The 18,841-nt window shown below is 74.1% G+C and carries 16 protein-coding genes; 7 read left to right on the top strand and 9 right to left on the bottom strand.

Going from position 1 to position 18,841, the window contains the following annotated elements:
• Positions 1-44: 44 nt before the first annotated feature.
• A complete protein-coding gene (locus DQ238_RS10170; protein WP_113781174.1) occupies positions 45-1,634 on the bottom strand; it encodes an asparagine synthetase B in 1,590 nt (529 codons plus the stop codon).
• Positions 1,634-2,572: a hypothetical protein gene (locus DQ238_RS10165; RefSeq protein ID WP_147263042.1), complete on the bottom strand. Its 939-nt coding sequence runs from the start codon at positions 2,570-2,572 to the stop codon at positions 1,634-1,636. The genes DQ238_RS10170 and DQ238_RS10165 overlap by 1 nt, the downstream gene beginning before the upstream one ends.
• Before the next feature lie 416 nt (positions 2,573-2,988).
• Here DQ238_RS10165 and DQ238_RS10160 point away from each other — a divergent pair, with 416 nt between their 5' ends.
• From DQ238_RS10160 to DQ238_RS10150, 3 genes are all read left to right on the top strand, one after another.
• Positions 2,989-4,389 (top strand): TonB-dependent receptor, encoded by a 1,401-nt coding sequence (locus DQ238_RS10160; protein WP_113781172.1) that lies wholly within the window; start codon positions 2,989-2,991, stop codon positions 4,387-4,389.
• Between the two features lie 168 nt (positions 4,390-4,557).
• Complete coding sequence (locus DQ238_RS10155; protein ID WP_233495866.1) at positions 4,558-4,905, top strand: PspC domain-containing protein; 348 nt, start codon at positions 4,558-4,560, stop codon at positions 4,903-4,905.
• A gap of 94 nt (positions 4,906-4,999) precedes the next feature.
• Positions 5,000-5,617 carry a hypothetical protein gene (locus DQ238_RS10150; RefSeq protein ID WP_199506250.1) on the top strand — a complete coding sequence of 206 codons (618 nt, stop codon included), beginning with the start codon at positions 5,000-5,002 and terminating at the stop codon, positions 5,615-5,617.
• 6 nt (positions 5,618-5,623) lie between these two features.
• Here DQ238_RS10150 and DQ238_RS10145 read toward each other — a convergent pair whose 3' ends face one another.
• The 4 genes from DQ238_RS10145 to DQ238_RS10130 form a co-directional block, all read right to left on the bottom strand.
• The gene (locus DQ238_RS10145) at positions 5,624-6,514 is read right to left on the bottom strand and encodes an acetoacetate decarboxylase family protein (RefSeq protein ID WP_113781169.1); all 891 of its coding nucleotides are present in this window, start codon (positions 6,512-6,514) and stop codon (positions 5,624-5,626) included.
• 194 nt (positions 6,515-6,708) lie between these two features.
• Entirely contained in the window at positions 6,709-7,464 is a 756-nt protein-coding gene (locus tag DQ238_RS10140; RefSeq protein ID WP_113781258.1) for a succinate dehydrogenase/fumarate reductase iron-sulfur subunit, read from the bottom strand.
• A gap of 143 nt (positions 7,465-7,607) precedes the next feature.
• Entirely contained in the window at positions 7,608-9,554 is a 1,947-nt protein-coding gene (locus tag DQ238_RS10135) for a fumarate reductase/succinate dehydrogenase flavoprotein subunit (RefSeq protein WP_113781168.1), read from the bottom strand.
• Positions 9,555-9,566: 12 nt separating this feature from the next.
• Positions 9,567-10,262 carry a succinate dehydrogenase cytochrome b subunit gene (locus tag DQ238_RS10130; RefSeq protein WP_113781257.1) on the bottom strand — a complete coding sequence of 232 codons (696 nt, stop codon included), beginning with the start codon at positions 10,260-10,262 and terminating at the stop codon, positions 9,567-9,569.
• A gap of 184 nt (positions 10,263-10,446) precedes the next feature.
• On the opposite strand from DQ238_RS10130, the gene DQ238_RS10125 reads away from it, so the two are divergent.
• The 3 genes from DQ238_RS10125 to DQ238_RS10115 all read left to right on the top strand — a co-directional run bounded on the left by DQ238_RS10125 (position 10,447) and on the right by DQ238_RS10115 (position 13,491).
• Positions 10,447-11,055 (top strand): molybdopterin-dependent oxidoreductase, encoded by a 609-nt coding sequence (locus DQ238_RS10125; RefSeq protein WP_113781167.1) that lies wholly within the window; start codon positions 10,447-10,449, stop codon positions 11,053-11,055.
• The gene (locus DQ238_RS10120) at positions 11,048-11,764 is read left to right on the top strand and encodes an FAD-binding oxidoreductase (protein WP_113781166.1); all 717 of its coding nucleotides are present in this window, start codon (positions 11,048-11,050) and stop codon (positions 11,762-11,764) included. The genes DQ238_RS10125 and DQ238_RS10120 overlap by 8 nt, the downstream gene beginning before the upstream one ends.
• Before the next feature lie 170 nt (positions 11,765-11,934).
• A complete protein-coding gene (locus DQ238_RS10115; RefSeq protein WP_113781165.1) occupies positions 11,935-13,491 on the top strand; it encodes a succinic semialdehyde dehydrogenase in 1,557 nt (518 codons plus the stop codon).
• A 12-nt stretch (positions 13,492-13,503) separates the two neighbouring features.
• On the opposite strand, the gene DQ238_RS10110 is transcribed toward DQ238_RS10115, so the two are convergent.
• Complete coding sequence (locus tag DQ238_RS10110; protein WP_233495864.1) at positions 13,504-15,003, bottom strand: M1 family metallopeptidase; 1,500 nt, start codon at positions 15,001-15,003, stop codon at positions 13,504-13,506.
• A 197-nt stretch (positions 15,004-15,200) separates the two neighbouring features.
• Here DQ238_RS10110 and DQ238_RS10105 point away from each other — a divergent pair, with 197 nt between their 5' ends.
• Entirely contained in the window at positions 15,201-15,716 is a 516-nt protein-coding gene (locus tag DQ238_RS10105; protein ID WP_113781164.1) for a GNAT family N-acetyltransferase, read from the top strand.
• Positions 15,717-15,779: 63 nt separating this feature from the next.
• Here DQ238_RS10105 and DQ238_RS10100 read toward each other — a convergent pair whose 3' ends face one another.
• Together DQ238_RS10100 and DQ238_RS10095 are read right to left on the bottom strand one after the other, a co-directional pair.
• The gene (locus tag DQ238_RS10100) at positions 15,780-16,478 is read right to left on the bottom strand and encodes a monooxygenase (RefSeq protein ID WP_113781163.1); all 699 of its coding nucleotides are present in this window, start codon (positions 16,476-16,478) and stop codon (positions 15,780-15,782) included.
• A gap of 222 nt (positions 16,479-16,700) precedes the next feature.
• Entirely contained in the window at positions 16,701-18,821 is a 2,121-nt protein-coding gene (locus tag DQ238_RS10095; RefSeq protein ID WP_113781162.1) for a catalase, read from the bottom strand.
• Between the last annotated feature and the right edge of the window lie 20 nt (positions 18,822-18,841).

Below are 18,841 nucleotides of genomic sequence, written 5' to 3'. Positions count from 1 at the left end.
GGAGCGGTCCCCGCGGCGCCCGGGCGCCGCGGGGACCGCTCCCGTCACCGGCCGGTCGTGCGGGCGGGCCGGCGCACCCGGGAGGCGAGGTTCCAGCGCAGCGCGCCGGCCAGGTCGCGGGCGTGCTCGGCGGGGGTGAGGTCCCGCGGGGTGCGGGCCGCGGCGACGGCGGCGTCGAGGTCGTAGTCGTGGTCCTTGAGCACCTCGGAGAAGTCGCGCTGCAGCGGCGCCGCGCACGGATAGCCGTAGCCGCGGTAGATGCGGCCGAACAGCGGCCGGAACAGGCGGATCCGCTCGTGCAGGCCGCTGGAGTGCGACATCGGGTTCTTGTGCCGCGCCATGACGTAGTCGGGCAGCAGGTCGGCGAAGGCGTGCCGCACGATCCACTTCTCGTAGCCGTCGCGCTGCTTGAGCTCCTGCGGGATGCGCATCGCCAGGTCGAGCATGGTCACGTCGAGGAACGGCACCCGCGCCTCCACGCGATGACCCATCGAGGTGCGGTCGACGCGCTGCAGCTCGGTGTGGCTGAGGTGGCCGATCTTGTGCAGGAACAGCCGGCGCAGGTCGGCCTCGCCGATCCGGCGGTACATCGCGTACCCGCCGAACAGCTCGTCGGAGCCGTCGCCGGTGAGCACCACCTTGACCCCGGCCCGGTGGACGGCGGCGAACAGCCGTTGGGAGACGACGGCGTTGATGATGTCGCCGTACTCGGTGAGCTCGGAGACCCGGATCGCCTCGCGCACGTCGGAGAGGCCCAGCTCCCGCGGCCGGACCGGGACGACGACGTGCTCCACGCCCAGGTCGGCGGTGAGCCGCCGGGCGTACGCCAGGTCCTCGCTGCCCTCGGTCCCCACGGTGAACGCCACGCAGTCCGGGTGCAGCTCGCGCACCGTGAGCAGGGTCAGCGAGCTGTCCAGGCCGCCGGAGAGGATGACGCCGACGCGCAGGTCGGTGTCCACCCGGATGCGCACCGCGTCGGTGAAGGTCTCCCGCAGCGCGTCGGCCGCCTCGTCGACGTCGGTGAGCTCGGGGCGGCCCTCGCCCAGCCGGTACAGGTCGAGGTAAGGGTGCAGGTCCGGCCCGGCGCCCGGGTCGGCCCAGCCGCAGTGGCCGGGGGGCACCTCGTGCACCGGCACGCCGAGCGGCACCAGCGCCTTGACCTCCGAGGCGAGGTGCAGGCGGCCGCGGGCCCGTGCCCAGTACAGCGGCTTGACCCCGACCGGGTCGCGGGCGAGGAACACCCGGCGGGTGTCGCGGTCGACGAGGGTGAAGGCGAACTCGCCGCGCATCCGCAGCAGCGCGTCCTCCCCCCAGGCCAGCACGGTCTCGAGCACGACCTCGGTGTCGCTCACCGACCGGGTGCGCCGTCCCTCGGCGTGCAGCTCGGCCCGCAGGTCGGCGTGGTTGAAGACCTCGCCGTTGAAGCACAGCGCCCACCGCCGGTCCGCCGACGTCCAGGGCTGCACGGCGTGCTCGCGGTCCACGATGCGCAGCCGGGCGGTGCCCAGCAGGGCGTCGTCCGCGCAGAGGACCTCGTCGACCTCCCCGCGCGGGGAGATCGCGGCCAGCATCGCGTCGAAGAGCGAACGCTCGTCCCCGGCCCGCGGCCCGAGCACGACGGCGATGCCGCACATCAGCCGCTCACCCGGGGCGCGAGGTCCGCGTAGCGGCCCGCGGAGGCCGGGTCCAGGCAGACGTGCCAGGCCTGCCCCTCATCGATGACGTTGAGCACCCCGGCGTCCCGGTAGGCGGTCAGGACGCCCTCCAGCGCCGGCGCCACGCCGTGCCGGCGCAGCCAGGCCATCTCGAGGTCGGCGGCGTACCCGGTGCAGTGCGCGCTGGGCAGCAGCGCCGAGTACCCCAGCTCGCGCAGCCGCAGCTGGCCGGCGGTGCTGCGGACGATGCAGTTCACCCACAGCCTCCCGGCCCAGGACGGCGCCGCCGCGGCGAACCGAGTGGCGATCTCGTTGAGCAGGCCCACCATCGCCGGCCGGGCCACCGGGAAACTCAGCCCCGACGAGACGGGTTCGCGCCCGGGAGCCCACCGGCGCACCGCGTAGTTGCGGGCCCGACCCGCCCAGGCGGCCGTGCCGACCCGGTAGCGGAAGGCGAGCAGCCCCCGGCGGTCCAGCGCCGGCAGCGAGGTCAGCTGCGGTGAGCCCAGGACGTCCGCGTCGTCGGCGAAGGGGGTCAGCGACCCCCACCACACGACGTCGACCTGCTGCAGCAGCGCGATCCGCAGCAGCGTGGCCGGGGTGCGGGCGTTGGACCGGGCGCTGGGCCGGAAGTCGGAGAGCTGGGCGGCGATCCGGTCCAGCGCACCCTGCCCGCCGCCGGGCACCCGGTCGAGGACCGCGCGCACCTCCGGGCACCCGGCGGCCCGGGGCAGGGCTGCCTCGACGGTCCCGTCCCGGACGTCCCGGAGCACGTCGTCGACCGCCCGGCGGTAGGCGGCCAGGTCCGCGGGCTGGGGGCCGATCGTCGCCGTCCCCCGGGCCCCACCGGCGGGTGACCCCCGCTCCCGCTCTGCGCGTCGGCTCGGTGGGACTCGGCGGGCGGGGAGGTCCTCCACCCGGGGGACTGTACGAACGCCAGCGGGCGCCGACCAGGTGTACCGGCGTCCCGCGGCCCTGCACGTCCCGTCGTCCCTCCCGGCGGGGGTGTTCGACGCCGAGGCGTCGTGCAGGAGGACGGCGTCCGGCCGCACGCCCGCCAGCAGCAGGACCGCCAGGGAGCCGACGACGGGGAGCCAGCGCTGTCCGTCCGGACCGTGCCAGCGCCGAGGGGGGACGTCGTCGATCCGGAACGCACCCGGTCCCGTCCCCGCCGTTTCGCGCCGCTGCGTGACCGCCCCCACCCTCCGTCGGGGACGGCGCCGCGCCCGGCCCGCCGGATGGGTCGAGGAGCAGGAGCCCGAGGCCGTCCGCGGCGCGCCCCGCCCGGTTACGCTCGCCGCCTGGCACAGAGGGCACTGCGAGGGGACTGCGCATGGACGCCGGCGTCGACACGCTGCAGAAGGCCCTGCAGATCAACCTGGACCCCCGCTGGTACGGCACCATCGCCGAGATCGGCGCCGGCCAGGAGGTCGCGCGCTGGTTCTTCCGGGCCGGCGGCGCGGCGGGCACGGTGGCCAAGACGATGTCGGCCTACGACATGGCGGTCAGCGACGCCGTCTACGGCAAGGCCGACCGCTACGTCTCCAAGGGCCGGCTGCAGGCCATGCTCGACCACGAGTACCAGCTCAACCTCGACCGGCTCGGGGAGCAGCGCGGCGAGGAGACGGCCTTCTTCGCCTTCGCCGACACCGTCGTGGCCCGCAGCTACCGCGGCGGCAACGAGTGCCACGGCTGGATGGGGGTGAAGTTCCAGTCCCGTCCGCACGACGAGCCCAGCCAGGTCGTCGTCCACGTGCGGATGCTCGACGACGAGGCGCCGCAGCAGCAGGAGGCGCTCGGCATCGTCGGCGTGAACCTGCTGTACGCCGCCTTCTTCCACCACCACGAGGCCGACCGCCTGGTGGAGAGCCTGCTCGACCGGTTGACCACCGGCCGCATCGAGATCGACCTGATCGAGATGACCGGCATCGAGTTCCGGGCGGTCGACAACCGGGTGCTCGCGCTCAAGCTCGTGCAGCTGGGCCTGTCCGGCGCGGCGATGTTCGGCCCCGACCGGCGGGTCCTGCAACCGAGCGAGGTGCTGCGCAAGAAGGCGATCCTGGTCGAGCGCGGCAGCTTCCGCCCCCCGACGGTGGTCAACATCGACATGCTGGAGGCGGCGCGGGCGAAGTTCGAGACCGACCCCGCGGTGGCCGGTCGGGACATCCTGCTGCTCACCGAGCTGACGATGGCCAACCTGCGCGCCGGCGGCGACGTCGTCGACCGCAAGGACTTCCTCGCCCGGGCCGACCTGCTGGCCGCCTGCGGCATGACGGTGCTCATCTCCGACTACCTGGCCTACCACCGACTGGCCGCCTACCTCGCCTGGCGCACCGACGGCCGGATCGGGATGGTGATGGGCGTCCCGAGCCTGCTCGACCTGTTCGACGAGGCCAAGCACGCCGACCTGCCCGGCGGCATCCTGGAGAGCTTCGGCCGGCTGTTCAAGAACGACCTGCGGCTGTTCGTCTACCCGATGCTCCGGGACGACCGGGTGGTCACCCTCGACACCGTCGAGGTCGCCGAGGAGCTGCGGCCCCTGTTCGACTACCTCAACCGGCGCGGCAGCTTCGTGGCGCTGGAGGACTACAAGCCCGACTACCTGCCCATCCTCAGCCGGGACGTCCTCGCCCGGATCCCCACCGACGACACCGGCTGGGAGTCGATGGTGCCGGCCGAGGTCGGCGAGCTGATCAAGCGGCGCGGCTTCTTCGGCTACCACCGCGGGGACTGAACCTGCGGCTGCCACCGCGGGGACTGATCTGCAGCTGCCCCCGCGGTGCCCGACCTGCGGCTGCCGCCGCGGGGGCTGGACCGGGGACACCCCGAGGGCGGGAACCGGGGCGGGATCCGGGCGCTCCCGGATGGTCCGGGGCCCCCGGCGCTCGGCAGGCTCATGCCCATGACACCTGACATGACGCCTGCACCGCTGCCGACCCCGTCCACTCCCGGCGAGCCGACCCCTCCGACGTCCCCGCCGGGCCGCCCGCAGCTGCGGCGCAGCGGCACCGACCGGATGCTCGGCGGGGTCTGCGGCGGCCTGGCCGAGTACAGCGGCATCGACGCCGTCCTGTGGCGGGCCGGCTTCGTCGGCCTCACCGTCGCCGGTGGCGCCGGCGTCCTGGTCTACCTGCTGCTGTGGGTGCTGATGCCCGCCGGCCCCCTCGGCCCGGACCGCCGGCCCAGCCCGGTCGACGAGCTCGTCGACCGCCTGCACGCGGCCGTCTCCGGCCTCGGCCGCGGCCGGTGACCGGACGACGGGCCGCGGCCCGACCCGGCCCGCCGGACCGGGGGTGGGCCACCATGGGCCTCCCCAGCCCCCGACCAGCACGGGAGACCTCGCCGTGACCCTCCCCTCCGGACTGCAACCGCGCGCCCCGATGACCGTGCCGGCGTTCGTCGTCAAGCAGCAGATCACCATGATGGTCAACCGCTACGAGATCCTGGCCGCCAACTCCGACGGCTCCGAGGGGCCGATGCTGGCCTTCGCCGAGCAGAAGCGGATGAAGCTCAAGGAGGAGGTCGTCTTCACCGACCCGGGCAGGACCCGTCGGCTGTTCTCCTTCAAGGCCCGCCAGGTGCTCGACGTGCACGCCGAGAACGACGTCCTCGACGAGCACGGCACCGTGCTGGGCCGCTTCCGCAAGCGGTTCGGCGCCAGCCTGCTGCGCTCGACCTGGGACCTGTCGGCGCCGGGCATCGAGGCCGTGGGCCGGGAGCGCCGCCAGTCGATCGCCGTCCTGCGCCGGGTGTGGGACGTCCTGCCCTACGTCGGCGAGGTGTGGGTGCCGTTCGTCTTCCACTTCGACTTCGTCGACACCGCCACCGGCGCTCCGGTGCTGGTGAGCGAGCGGCAGAAGGCCGTCCGCGACCGCTACACCGTCACCTTGCCCGACCCGCGGCTGGACTTCCGCGTCGCGGCGTCCATGGCCGTGGCCCTGGACGCGCTGCAGAGCCGCTGACCGCGCTCACGCGGGCGAGGGGACCGGCGGCGCGTACAGGTCCAGCGGCGGCGTCCCGGGGTAGCGCACCGTGAGCCGCCCGTGCGCCCGGTCCTCGCCGCGGTGCCCCCGGTAGGGCGGCACCGGGCCGATCGGGCGGCCCGCGGGCAGCAGGCTGCGGTGGTCGAGGTGGTCGAACACCGCCAGCGGCGCCGGTGCGACGTCCAGCCGGCGCAGCTGCTCGGCCACCGGGTGGTCCCCGAGCTGCAGCCGCCCCGCGTCGGCGCCGAAGGCGACCCGCAGCCGGCCGGCCATGGGCACCACGGTCTCGAGCAGCTGACCGCCCAGCTCGGTGTACATGACCGCCGGGCGCCGGTCGGTGAGCACCGGCCCGCGGCCCCGCACGGTCAGGGTCAGCACCGTCGCCCCGGCCTCGGCCAGGGTCACCCGCCGCGCGGTGCGCTCCTCGGCGAAGTCCAGGTCGGCCACGAACTTGGGGAACCCCCACAGCGCGGCGCCGGCGTCCCGCGCCTCGGCGGTGGTGACCGGCAGGTGCAGCACGAACAGCGACAGCCGGCGGCGCAGCACCGGCAGCAGCCGCGGCGCCGGGCCGAGGGTCACCACGGCCGCGACCGACAGCTCGCCGTACGGCGCCAGCAGCTGTGGGGGGTCGTCGGCGGTGGTCACCGCGCGGTAGCGGAAGGCGGCCACCGACACCAGCGCCCGGCCGTCCACCCAGCGGGCCGGCCGCAGCGGCCCGTCCGGCAGCGCGGCGGCGACGGCGTCGGGGTCGGCGGCGTGCACCGCGGCGAGGCAGGAGTTGTCGGAGTAGCGCAGCGGCAGGCGCAGCGACCGGTCCCCGACGCGCACCTGCGGCGTCGGGCCCGCCCAGCCGTCGGGGTCGTTGCGGTGCGACACGGCTGCCTCCCTCGACCGGGGCTGGGCCCAGGCTCCCCGGCCGGGGACGGCGCGTCCAGGGCCGGCCGACCCGGGGCGAGGAGGGCCGGAGAACGACGACGGGCGGGGACCCGGGGAGGGTCCCCACCCGCCGCCGGCCCTTCTGCAGGGGCCCGCCGCGAGCCTGCGAGGGGTGAGGAGGACGGGGTCCTTTCTCAGCTCTTGGGCCGGGCGCCGGCGCGCAGGGCGCCGAGCAGGTCGTGGTTGAGCCGGGAGATGGTCTCCATCGAGATGCCCTTCGGGCAGGCCGCCGAGCACTCGCCGATGTTGGAGCAGCCGCCGAAGCCCTCGCGGTCCTGCTGGGCGACCATGTTGACCACCCGGTCGTTGCGCTCGGGCTGGCCCTGCGGCAGCAGGCCCAGGTGGGTCACCTTGGCCGCGGTGAACAGCATGGACGACGCGTTCGGGCACGCCGCCACGCAGGCGCCGCAGCCGATGCAGGTGGCCGCGTCGAAGGCGGCGTCGGAGTCCTTCTTGGCGACCAGGATCGAGTGGGCCTCCGGCGCGGTGCCGGTCGGGGCGCTGATGTACCCGCCGGCCTGGACGATCCGGTCGAGGGCGCGGCGGTCGACCGACAGGTCCTTGATCACCGGGAACGCCGATGCGCGCCACGGCTCGATGTCGATCGAGTCGCCGTCCTTGAACTTGCGCATGTGCAGCTGGCACGTCGTCGTCTGCTCCGGGCCGTGCGCCTGGCCGTTGATCATCAGACCGCAGCTGCCGCAGATGCCCTCGCGGCAGTCGTGGTCGAAGACCACCGGGTCGTCGCCGGCGAGGATCAGCTGCTCGTTGAGGACGTCGAGCATCTCGAGGAACGACATGTCCGGCGAGATGTCGGTCACCCGGTAGGTGACCATCTTCCCCTTGTGCTGCGGGCCCTTCTGGCGCCAGACCCGCAGGGTCAGGGTCATGTCGTGCTTCTCCATGGCGGGGTCGTCGCCGGCCGTGCCGGTGGCGAAGGTCGCGCCCTCACGTGTGGCTGTCACTCGTAGCTCCGCTGGTCGTCACTGGTCGCTGCGCGCAGCTCGGTCACTCGTCGCTGCGCTGGGCTCTCTCACTTGTAGCTGCGCTGGGCGAGGTGGACGTACTCGTACTCGAGGGCTTCCCGGTGCAGGACCGGTGCCGTGCCGTTCGGCGTCCACTCCCAGGCGGCGACGTAGGCGAAGTCGGCGTCGTCGCGCAGCGCCTCGCCCTCGGGGGTCTGGCTCTCGGCGCGGAAGTGCCCACCGCAGCTCTCGTTGCGGTGCAGGGCGTCGACGCACATGAGCTCGGCGAGCTCGAGGAAGTCGGCGACCCGACCGGCGTGCTCCAGCGTGGGGTTGAGCGTGTTCCAGTCGCCGGTCACCTTGAGGTTGGTCCAGAACTCCTGCCGGATCTCGGGGATGCGGTCCAGGGCCTTGCGCAGGCTCTCCTCCGACCGCTCCATGCCGCACAGGTCCCACATCAGCCGGCCCAGCTCCCGGTGGAAGGACGCCGGGGTGCGGTTGCCGTCGATCGACAGCAGCTTCTCCACCTGGGCCTGCACCCCGGCCAGCGCCTCGGTGACGGCGGGGTGGCCGTCGTCGAGCACCGGGAACGGGCCGTCGGCGAGGTAGTCACCGATCGTGTTGGGCAGGACGAAGTAGCCGTCGGCCAGGCCCTGCATGAGCGCGCTGGCGCCCAGCCGGTTGGCCCCGTGGTCGGAGAAGTTGGCCTCGCCGATCACGAACAGGCCCGGGATCGTCGACTGCAGGTCGTAGTCGACCCACAGCCCGCCCATCGTGTAGTGGACCGCCGGGTAGATCCGCATCGGGACCTCGTACGGGTCCTCCCCGGTGATCTGGGCGTACATGTCGAAGAGGTTGCCGTACTTGGCCTCGATCGCCGGGCGGCCCAGCCGCTGCATGGCGTCGGAGAAGTCCAGGTAGACGCCGAGCCCACCCGGACCCACGCCACGGCCCTCGTCGCAGACGTTCTTCGCCTGGCGGGAGGCGATGTCGCGGGGGACGAGATTGCCGAACGAGGGGTAGATGCGCTCGAGGTAGTAGTCGCGCTCGTCCTCGGGGATCTCCCGCGGGTCGCGGGTGTCCCCGCGCTCCTTGGGCACCCACACCCGCCCGTCGTTGCGCAGCGACTCGCTCATCAGCGTGAGCTTGGACTGGTAGTCGCCCTTGACCGGGATGCAGGTCGGGTGGATCTGCGTGTAGCAGGGGTTGGCGAAGTACGCGCCGCGCTTGTGCGCCCGCCAGATCGCCGTGGCGTTGGAGCCCTTGGCGTTGGTGGACAGGTAGAAGACGTTGCTGTACCCGCCGGTGGCCAGCACAACGGCGTCGGCGAAGTGGGTGCTGATCTCGCCGGTGACCAGGTTGCGGGCCACGATGCCGCGGGCGCGGCCGTCGACGACGATCAGGTCGAGCATCTCGTGGCGGGCGTGCTGCTCGACGGTGCCGGCCGCCATCTGCCGCTCCAGCGCCTGGTAGGCGCCGTAGAGCAGCTGCTGGCCGGTCTGGCCGCGGGCGTAGAAGGTGCGCGACACCTGCGCGCCACCGAAGGAGCGGTTGTCCAGCAGGCCGCCGTACTCGCGGGCGAAGGGGACGCCCTGGGCCACGCACTGGTCGATGATGTCCACGCTGACCTCGGCCAAGCGGTAGACGTTGCTCTCCCGCGAGCGGAAGTCGCCGCCCTTGACCGTGTCGTAGAACAGCCGGTGCACGCTGTCGCCGTCGTTGCGGTAGTTCTTCGCGGCGTTGATGCCGCCCTGCGCGGCGACGCTGTGCGCCCGGCGCGGGCTGTCGTGGAACCAGAAGGACTCGACCCGGTAGCCGGCCTCGCCGAGCGTGGCGGCCGCGGAGCCGCCGGCCAGGCCGGTGCCGACGACGATGACGGTCCGCTTGCGGCGGTTGGCCGGGTTGACCAGGCGGGCGCGGAAGCGGCGGGTGCTCCAGCGCTCGGCGATCGGCACGTCCATCGGTGCCTTGGTGTCGGCGATCGGGTCACCGACGGTGAACAGGTCGAGGGGCATCGCGGGAGCTCCTTAGTCGATGATCCCGAGGAGGACGCTGAACGGGACGATGAGGAACCCGCCGATCAGCAGCACGGAGAACGCCAGCGCGAAGTGGTTGACCGTCTTCTCGCGCCGCTTGTTGCTCTGCCCCAGCGTCTGCGTGGCGCTCCAGATCCCGTGCCGCAGGTGCATCCCGAGCAGGACCAGGGCGATCGTGTAGAAGGCGACGACGAGGGGGTTGGAGAACCCGGCGACCAGCCGGTCGTAGGGCGTGGTACCGGGGCCCTCGGGGTTGGCCACCCCGAGGGTGAGGTCGAGGATGTGGTAGACGATGAAGGCCAGGACGATCACGCCGCCCCAGCGCATGGTGCGCGAGGCGTAGCTCTGGGCCGCCGGCTTCTTGGTCACGTACCGCTGGGGTCGGGCACGCCGGGCCTGCCGCCACAGCGAGATCGCCGCCCAGAAGTGCGCGACCACGGTGACCACCAGCAGGATCCGCATGATCGTCAGGAACGTCTGCGCGGGGACGGCGGGTTCGCCGATGGTGCGGATCCAGTGCGAGTAGCTGTTGAAGGTCTCGCGGCCGGCGAAGGCCTTGAGGTTCCCGATCATGTGGGCGACCAGGTACAGCAGCATGATGATGCCGCTGACCGCCATCACGACCTTCTTGCCGACCGAGTTGGTCCTCGCGGCCCTGGGCGTCCTGCGCTGGCCGGGTTGTGTCACCGTCACCACAGCACCAAGCTAGGTCGTTGCCGTTCGGTCGGCCACGTAACCACGGGTGACACAGCTCTCGTAAGGCTGCCCTCACCCGGAGAGGCGGTAGGGTGCGCCCGCACCGGCCGCGCAGGTGCGCCGCACCACAGCCCGGCCAGGGGTGGCCGGGACCCCGGCAGGGGAGGAGCAGGCCATGGCTGGACCAACCCGAGGCTTCCTGGGCCGCCGCCGCGACCGCGACCCCCGGCTCCCGCCGGGCCAGTACGACGTCGGCCGCGACTGGCCCGTGCTCACCGCCGAGCCCACCCCGCGCATCGCCCCGCAGACCTGGAGCATCACCGTCGACGGGCGGGTGGAGAACCCGACGGCGTGGACCTGGGACGAGGCCCACCGGCTGCCCCGCTCGGAGTACCGCGGCGCCATCCACTGCGTCACCACCTGGTCGAAGTTCGACACCTGGTTCGCCGGCGTCAGCGTCGACACCCTGCTCGAGGCGGCCCGCCCGACGGCCGACGCGCACTTCGTCGTGGCGACGTCCAAGACCGGCTACACCACCAACCTCCCGCTCGAGGACGTGACCGGTGGCCGGGCCTGGGTCGTGTGGGAGTACGACGGCGGGCCGCTGCCCGTCGAGCACGGCGGCCCGGTGCGGCTGCTCGTCCCGCACCTGTACTTCTGGAAGAGCGCGAAGTGGGTCACCCGGCTGACCCTGCTGCAGCGCGACCAGCCCGGCTTCTGGGAGCAGAACGGCTACCACGACCGCGGCGACCCCTGGCGCGAGCAGCGCTACCAGGGTGACTGAGCTGCCGCACCGCCCGACCGCACCGAGCGGCGGCTGGCGGACGGCGACGGTGACCGACGTGCGGCACCCCCTCGAGGACGCCGTCCAGCTGCGGCTCGACGTCGCCGACCGCGTCCGGCACATGGCCGGCCAGCACTACGTCGTCCGGCTGACCGCCCCGGACGGCTACCGCGCGCAGCGGTCCTACTCGGTCGCCTCCGCACCGGAGGACCCGCTGGTCGAGCTGTTCGTCGAGCGCCTCTTCGAGGGCGAGGTCTCCACCTTCCTCGCCGACGTCGTCGAGCCCGGTGACCGGCTGGAGGTGCGCGGCCCGATCGGCGGCTGGTTCGTGTGGGACGGCGCGATGCCGGCGCTGCTGGTCGGCGGCGGCACCGGCGTCGTCCCGCTGGTGGCCATGCTGCGCACCGCGCGCGAGCTCGGCCGCACCGACCTGCTGCGCACCGCCGTCTCCACCCGCACCCTCGCCGAGCTGCCCTATGCCGACGAGCTGCTCAGGGCCGGGGCGCTGGTGGTCACCAGCCGCGAGCCGCACGGCGCCCGGCCGGCGGGGCGGCTGACCGCCGCGGACCTGGCGCCGCTGGTGGAGCCGGGGCGGACGGCCTACGTGTGCGGGTCGGCGTCCTTCGCCGAGGCGGCCAGCCAGCTGCTGGTCGGGATCGGCGTGCCGGCTCCCGACATCCGGGTCGAGCGGTTCGGCCCCAGCGGCTGAACGAGGACCCCCTTGCCCCCCACCGTGGAAGGACCCCTCGAAGGACCCCTCGCCCCCCACCGCTCACAAGCTCGCGGCGGGCCCCTGCGAGGGGCCGCCTCGCAGGCTCGGGACGAGCCTCTGGACGGGGCCAGCGGCGGGACCCTGCAAGGGGGCCGGGGAGGACTGCGATGACGACGGCCGCCGACCGGCTGGACGCCGGCCTCCTCACCCGCCTGGCCACGCTGGTCACCGCGGCCCCCGGCCGGCCGCGGCAGAGCTCCCGCGCACCGTTCGACGGCTCGCCGGTCGGGGAGGTGCCCACGTGCACCGCCGACGACGTGCGCGAGGCGCAGCGGCGGGCGCGGGCGGCCCAGGCCGAGTGGGCCGCCCGCCCCGTCGCCGACCGGTGCCGCGTCGCGCTGCGCTTCTGCGACCTGGTCGTCCAGCGGCGGAACGAGCTGATGGACGTCCTGCAGGTGGAGACCGGCAAGGCCCGGGTCAGCGCCTTCGAGGAGGTCGTCGACGTCGCGCGCAGCGCCGGCTACGCGGCCCGGTCCGCGGCCCGGCACCTGCGGTCGGAGCGCCGGCGCGGAGCACTGCCCGGGCTGACCAGGCCGGTCGTGCACCGCCGGCCGAAGGGGCTGGTCGGCGTCGTCAGCCCGTGGGACACCCCGATGGCGCTGGCGGTGTCCGACGCCGTCCCCGCGCTGCTGGGCGGCAACGGCGTGGTGCTCAAACCGGACGCGCAGACCCCGTTCTCCGCCCTGGCCGCCGTCGACCTGCTGGTCCGCGCCGGGCTGCCGCGGGAGCTGCTCGGCGTGGTCACCGGCCGCGGGTCGGTGCTGGGCGCACCGCTGGTCGACGGCGTCGACCACCTGGTGTTCACCGGGTCGACCGCCACCGGGCGGACCGTCGCCGAGCGGTGCGGCCGCCGGCTGGTCTCGTGCTCGGCCGAGCTCGGCGGCAAGAACCCGATGCTGGTGCTGGCCGACGCCGACCTCGACCGGGCCGTCGAGGGGGCGGTGCGCGGCTGCTTCTCCAACGGCGGCCAGCTGTGCATGCACCTCGAGCGGTTGTACGTGGAGGACGCGGTGTACGACCGCTTCGTGCCCGCGCTGGCCGAGCGCACCCGGCGGATCCGGCTCGGCGGCGGGTTCGGCTGGGACGCCGAGATGGGTTCGCTGGCCAACCGGGCGCAGTTCGACGTCGTCACCCGGCACGTCGCCGACGCCGTGGCCGCGGGGGCCCGGGTGCTCGCCGGCGGCCGCCCCCGCCCGGACCTCGGCCCGCTGTTCCACGAGCCGACCCTGCTCGAGGGGGTCGGCGGGGACGTGCCGGTCGCCCGCGAGGAGACCTTCGGGCCGGTGGCGACCGTGACCCGGGTGCGCGACGCCGACGAGGCGGTGCGGCGGGCGAACGACACCCCCTACGGCCTCAACGCCTCCGTGTGGTCCACCCCGCGGCGGGGCGCCGCGGTCGCCGCCGGCATCCGCGCCGGCACGGTGAACGTCAACGAGGGCTACGCCGCCGCCTGGGCATCCCACGACGCGCCGATGGGCGGCATGGGCGACTCCGGCCTGGGGCGCCGGCACGGCCGGGAGGGCATCCTCGCCGTCACCGAGGCGCAGACCGTCGCCGTCCAGCGCGGACTGCCGCTGGGACCGCTGCCCGGGATGCCGCTGGACCGCTACGCGCGGGTGATGACCGCGGCGCTGCGGCTGCTGCGCCGGGTGCCGGTCGCCTGACCCGGTCGGGGCTCAGCCGAGCGCCGGCCGCTGCGGGGTGAACAGCCAGGCCTGGAACAGCGCGTCGAGGTCCTGCCCGGAGACCTTCTCCGCGAGGTCGACGAACTCGCCGGTGGTGACGGCCTGCCCGGCCCGGGAGGCGGCCCACTCCCGGAGGATGTCGAAGAACGCCTCGTCGCCGACCGCGAGCCGCAGGGCGTGCAGCGTCATGGCACCGCGGTAGTACACGGCCGGGTGGAACAGCAGGTCGGTGGCCGGACCCGGGTCACCGATGACGACGCTCCAGAAGGACGGCCCCGACCCGGCGAACTCCGTCTCCGCGTCGGCGTACAGCTCGTCGAACTGCTGCTGCACCGTCTCGATGCCCTCGCGTTCGGCCCACAGCCACTCCGCGTAGGTCGCGAAGCCCTCGTTGAGCCAGATGTGCTGCCAGGCGGCGAGCCGGACGGAGTCGCCGTACCACTGGTGCGCCAGCTCGTGCACCACGACGGAGTCGGCGGTCTCCTCGTCGGTGAAGAAGACGGGGGAGTACACCGGCCGGGTCTGGGTCTCCAGGGCGAACGGCAGGTCGGGGACGTCGTCGACGATGGCTCCCGCCGTGCCGAACGGGTACGGGCCGAAGGTGTCGGAGAGGAAGCCGATGACCTCCGGCTGCCGGGCCAGGGCGGCGTCGACGACCTCGCCGGCGGGCGGCCCCTCGGTCGCCGGGTCCAGGTCGAGGTCGGCCAGGGCCGGGTCGACGGCGTCCCAGTACCGGATTCCGCCGGCCTGGTACGCGCGCAGGTCGAGGTGGCCGACGGCCAGCGTCACCAGGTAGGTGGCCATCGGTTCGGTCGCGTCCCACGACCACGTCGTCCACCCGTCGCGGGTCTGGCTGCCCTCCAGCGCGCCGTTGGACACCCCCTGCAGCCCCTCCGGGACGGTGATCGACACGGCGACCGAGGCGGCGTCGAGCGGGTGGTCGTTGGCCGGGAACCAGGTGGCCGCGCCGTGGGGCTGGCCGGCGACCAGGGCGCCGTCGTCGGTGTGGAAGAAGCCCGACTCCCCGAGCTCGTCGGTGAGCGTGGCGGGCACGCCGTCGTAGGTGACGGCGACGGCGAAGTCCTCGCCGGGCCACAGCGGCCGCGCCGGGGTGACCACCAGCTCCTGTCCGTCCCGGGTCCAGGTCGCCGGCGCGCCGTCGACGGTCACCGCGTGGACCTGCAGGCCCTGCAGGTCCAGGTCGAAGCGGGAGAGGGCCTGGGTCGCCGTCGCCGCGACGGTCGCGGTGCCGGAGAGGACGTCGGTCGCGGGGTCGTAGCGCAGGTCCAGGTCGTAGTGGCCGACGTCGTAGCCGCCGTTGCCGTCCAGCGGGTAGTACGGGTCCCCGATGCCGGGCGCGCCCGGGCTCGGGGCGCCGGGCTGGTCGGCGTCGGGCTGGGCGGGGTCGGCGACCGCGGTCGCCGGGACCAGCCCCACGAGCAGCGTCGTCGCCGCGAGCACCGCCCCCCTGCGGGCGATCGTGCAGGTCATGGCCCCTCCCCGCGTGCCGGCCGTCGTCCCGCCCCGGGACAGCCGGACGCTAGCCCCGGCGGTCGCGGCCGGGACAGGGCTCGACGGCGCGGACGACGCGTTTCCTGACCCACGGCACCTGGGCGTTCCCTGTGAGCCACGCGGGTGCCGGTCCGCCCCCGTCCGGGGGCCGGCGAGCACCCGGGAGAATCGGGCCCATGCGCGCCGAGGTCTGCCCGGTCGGAGCCGTCGACGAGGAGCTCCGGTCGCAGCTGCTCACCTGCTGGACCGAGGTGAGCAACGCCGGGGGAGCGGTCGGCTTCGTCCCCCCGGTGACGGCGGAGGAGGTGGCGCCGGTCCTCGACGCCGTGGTGGAGCGGGTGCACGAGGGGCGCGAGGTGGTCGCGCTGCTGCGGGTGGACGGCGAGGTGGCCGGGTTCGCCGTCCTGTCGCTGTCGATGAGCCCGCTGCGCCGGCACTGGGCGACCGTGCTGCGGGTGCAGGTGCACCCCAGCCGGCAGGGCAGGGGCCTCGGGCGCGTCCTGATGGAGGGGGTGCACGCCATCGCCCGGCAGCGCGGCCTGGAGTTCCTGCACCTCACCGTGCGCGGCGGCACCGGCATCGAGGCCTTCTACCAGGGGCTCGGCTACCGCGAGTTCGGTCGGATGCCGGGAGCGGTCCGGGTGGCGCCGGGCGACGACCGCGACGAGATCCACCTGACCTGCCGGCTCTGAGCAGGACCATCCTCCCCCCCACGCCTCGCGCGCTCAGGCGGAGGGCCCCTGGAGGATGGCCGATCAGGCCAGCGGGTCGCGGCCGGCCACGGTCCCCTCGGCCGACAGCACGCCGAGGCGGGCGAACAGCTCCTCGGCGTACCAGCCCTCCTGCGCCGTCCGGGTGACCACCGCGGCGTGCGGGGCGCGGCCGTAGGCGAAGGAGTTCAGCGCCGCCGCGGAGTCCCACACGCTGAACGTGCCCTGCAGGCCCAGCGGCGCCTCGCCGATGCCGAGCGCGAGGCGCAGGCCGGGGCTCTCGTGCAGGTCGGCGGAGACCGGGGGGACGGCGCGCCAGAAGGTCAGCGCCGTGCGGGGGGCCAGCCGGGCGCGGGTGACCGCGGCGACCGGGCCGTCCCACCGCCGCGGCTGCGGCCGTCCGAACGGCTCCCGCCGCGACCACCGCCCGTGGGCGGCCAACGGGCGCAGCCGGGCCGTCCACTGCTCGTCGGCGATCCGCTGCCACCGGCGGACGACGGGACCGTCCTCGAACGCGGTCGCCGCGTGCTCGTCGTCCCACACCGTCAGCAGCGCCCACCGGCGGGGGTCGGCGTCGCCCACGGTGAAGGTGCGCCCGCTGCCGGTGCCCAGCAGCTTGGCGAAGCGCAGCCCGGGGGCGCGGCGCAGCGGACGGCGGTCGGCGGCCATCCGCAGCAGCGCCGCGGGCACCGCCCGGCCGGGCACCTCCCACACGTGCAGGGTCGCCAGCCGGTCGCCGTCCACGCTGCCGAGGCTAGGCAGGTCGGGGCTCGCGCGCTCGACGCGGCCGCCCGCTGGGCGGGCCGGAGGACGTCAGCAGGGCGTGCGGGCCCGCGTCGCCCGGAGCGTGCCGGCGACCGACCGGGCGACGGCGAGGAGCACCGCCGGGCCGGGGTCCCTCGGGACCCGGGCCCGGCGGCGTCGGCCGCTCGGCCGCTCGATGACCCCGGTCGGCTCCTCCGGCTGTCAGCCGACGGGCACGGCCGGGGGCACCGCGCTGGCCGTCACCAGGTCGGCGCGCTGCCACACCCGGTGCTTCCCCATCGCCGCGAGCAGCTCGGTGGCCAGCGCCTGCGGGTCGTCGGCGACCAGCACGCCCGGCGCGGAGGTGTCGATGCCCGCCGCGGTGAGCACCTGCGCGCCGTCGCCCCACGCCCCGACGGCCTTCAGCTGCCGGAACACCTCCTGCAGCATGATCACCGCCTTGACGTCCTTGTCCTTCGGCGCGCCGGCGGCGACCACCACCGCGTCGAACTCGACCGAGCGAGCGGTGAGGAAGGTCCGCTCGACGATCTCGGTCCCCGAGCCGGAGCCGATCGTGCCGCCGGCCGGGGCGATCACCTTGACCACCGCGCTCTCCGCCTCGAGCGCGGTGCGCAGCGCGGTGATCCCGGCGACGTCGGCGTCCGGACCGGCCACGACCCCGACGATCCGGCCGTCCACCGGGAACGTCTCGTCCGTCACCTGGCGCAGGGCCGGGGAGGGGGCGAGGTGCTCGACCGGGTCGGGCTCCGGTGCCGGCAGGCCCAGGCCGGCGGCGACCTTCTCGCAGAGGTCGGCGTCGATCTTGGCCAGCACGCCGAGCGCCCGCTCCTTGACCGCCTGCTCGTAGCACTTGCCGAGCTCGAACGTGTACGCCTCGGTGAGGTGCACCTTCTCCGGCTCGGACAGGCTGGCGTAGAACATGGCCGGCTGGCTGAAGTGGTCCTCGAACGAGGACTGGCTGGCCCGCACCGCCTCGCCCTCGATCTTCCGCGGCACGTTGACGTACCCGGCGTCGGCCCAGTCGGACGGGAACGGCGAGCCGTCGTCCACGGAGTTGGGCGTGTAGGGCGCCTGGCCGGTGTGGACCGCGTGCTGGTGGAAGCCGTCGCGGGTGTTGTCGTTGACCGGGGCGTGCGGCCGGTTGATCGGGATCTGCCGCCAGTTCGGGCCGCCCAGGCGCAGCAGCTGGGTGTCGAGGTAGGAGAAGTTGCGGCCCTGCAGCAGCGGGTCGTTGGTGAACTCGATGCCCGGCACCACGTGGCCGGTGTTGAAGGCCACCTGCTCGGTCTCGGCGAAGTAGTTGGTCGGGTTGGCGTTGAGCACCAGGGTCCCGATGACCTGCACCGGCGCGAGCTCCTCCGGCACGATCTTGGTCGGGTCGAGCAGGTCGATGCCCTCGAAGGTCTCCTCCGGGGTGTCGGGGAAGACCTGGATGCCGAGGTCCCACTGGGGGTGGGCGCCGGCCTCGATGGCGTCGGCGAGGTCGCGGCGGTGGAAGTCGGGGTCGACGCCGGCGGCGATCTGCGCCTCCTCCCAGGTCAGCGAGTGCACGCCGAGCCTGGGCTTCCAGTGGAACTTGACCAGCACGGTCTCCCGGTCGGCGTTGACCAGCCGGAACGTGTGGACGCCGAAGCCCTCCATCATCCGGTAGCTGCGCGGGATGCCCCGGTCGCTCATGTTCCACATCGTGTGGTGGGTGGCCTCGGTGTGGAGGGTGACGAAGTCCCAGAAGGTGTCGTGCGCCGACTGCGCCTGCGGGATCTCCCGGTCCGGGTGCGGCTTGCCGGCGTGGATGATGTCGGGGAACTTGATCGCGTCCTGGATGAAGAAGACCGGGATGTTGTTGCCGACCAGGTCCCAGGTCCCCTCCTTCGTGTAGAACTTCGTCGCGAACCCGCGGGTGTCCCGAGCGGTGTCGGCCGAGCCGCGTGAGCCCAGCACGGTGGAGAACCGCACGAAGACCGGCGTCTGCAGGCCCTTCTCGGCGAGGACGGCGGCCCGGGTGACCTTCGCGGCGGCGCCGTTGGCGGTGAAGACGCCGTGCGCGCCGGCGCCGCGGGCGTGCACCACCCGCTCGGGGATGCGCTCGTGGTCGAACGCGTTGATCTTCTCGCGCAGGTGGAAGTCCTCGAGCAGGACCGGACCGCGCGGGCCCGCCTTGAGCGAGTGGTCGGTGTCGGGGATGCGGACACCGTTGGGGCTGGTCAGCGCATCACCGGCCTGCCCTCTCGGGTCGCGGCCGGAACGGGGACCCTCGTACCCCACTCCGGTGGGGCTGACGGTGGCGGGAGCGGACTGGTCGGGGTGGCGGGCGGGGGGCATGGCTTCTCCTTGGTGACCGG

This window comes from Geodermatophilus sp. TF02-6 (assembly GCF_003319115.1).
Lineage (GTDB): Bacteria > Actinomycetota > Actinomycetes > Mycobacteriales > Geodermatophilaceae > Geodermatophilus.
This window is presented reverse-complemented; position numbering and strand designations above follow the sequence as displayed.

Coding starts and splice junctions, on each gene's coding strand:
- DQ238_RS10170 (WP_113781174.1), bottom strand. CDS start 1,634: ATGTGCGGCATCGCCGTCGTGCTCGGGCCGCGGGCCGGGGACGAGCGT.
- DQ238_RS10160 (WP_113781172.1), top strand. CDS start 2,989: ATGGACGCCGGCGTCGACACGCTGCAGAAGGCCCTGCAGATCAACCTG.
- DQ238_RS10155 (WP_233495866.1), top strand. CDS start 4,558: ATGACACCTGACATGACGCCTGCACCGCTGCCGACCCCGTCCACTCCC.
- DQ238_RS10140 (WP_113781258.1), bottom strand. CDS start 7,464: ATGACCCTGACCCTGCGGGTCTGGCGCCAGAAGGGCCCGCAGCACAAG.
- DQ238_RS10135 (WP_113781168.1), bottom strand. CDS start 9,554: ATGCCCCTCGACCTGTTCACCGTCGGTGACCCGATCGCCGACACCAAG.
- DQ238_RS10125 (WP_113781167.1), top strand. CDS start 10,447: ATGGCTGGACCAACCCGAGGCTTCCTGGGCCGCCGCCGCGACCGCGAC.
- DQ238_RS10115 (WP_113781165.1), top strand. CDS start 11,935: ATGACGACGGCCGCCGACCGGCTGGACGCCGGCCTCCTCACCCGCCTG.
- DQ238_RS10110 (WP_233495864.1), bottom strand. CDS start 15,003: ATGACCTGCACGATCGCCCGCAGGGGGGCGGTGCTCGCGGCGACGACG.
- DQ238_RS10105 (WP_113781164.1), top strand. CDS start 15,201: ATGCGCGCCGAGGTCTGCCCGGTCGGAGCCGTCGACGAGGAGCTCCGG.
- DQ238_RS10095 (WP_113781162.1), bottom strand. CDS start 18,821: ATGCCCCCCGCCCGCCACCCCGACCAGTCCGCTCCCGCCACCGTCAGC.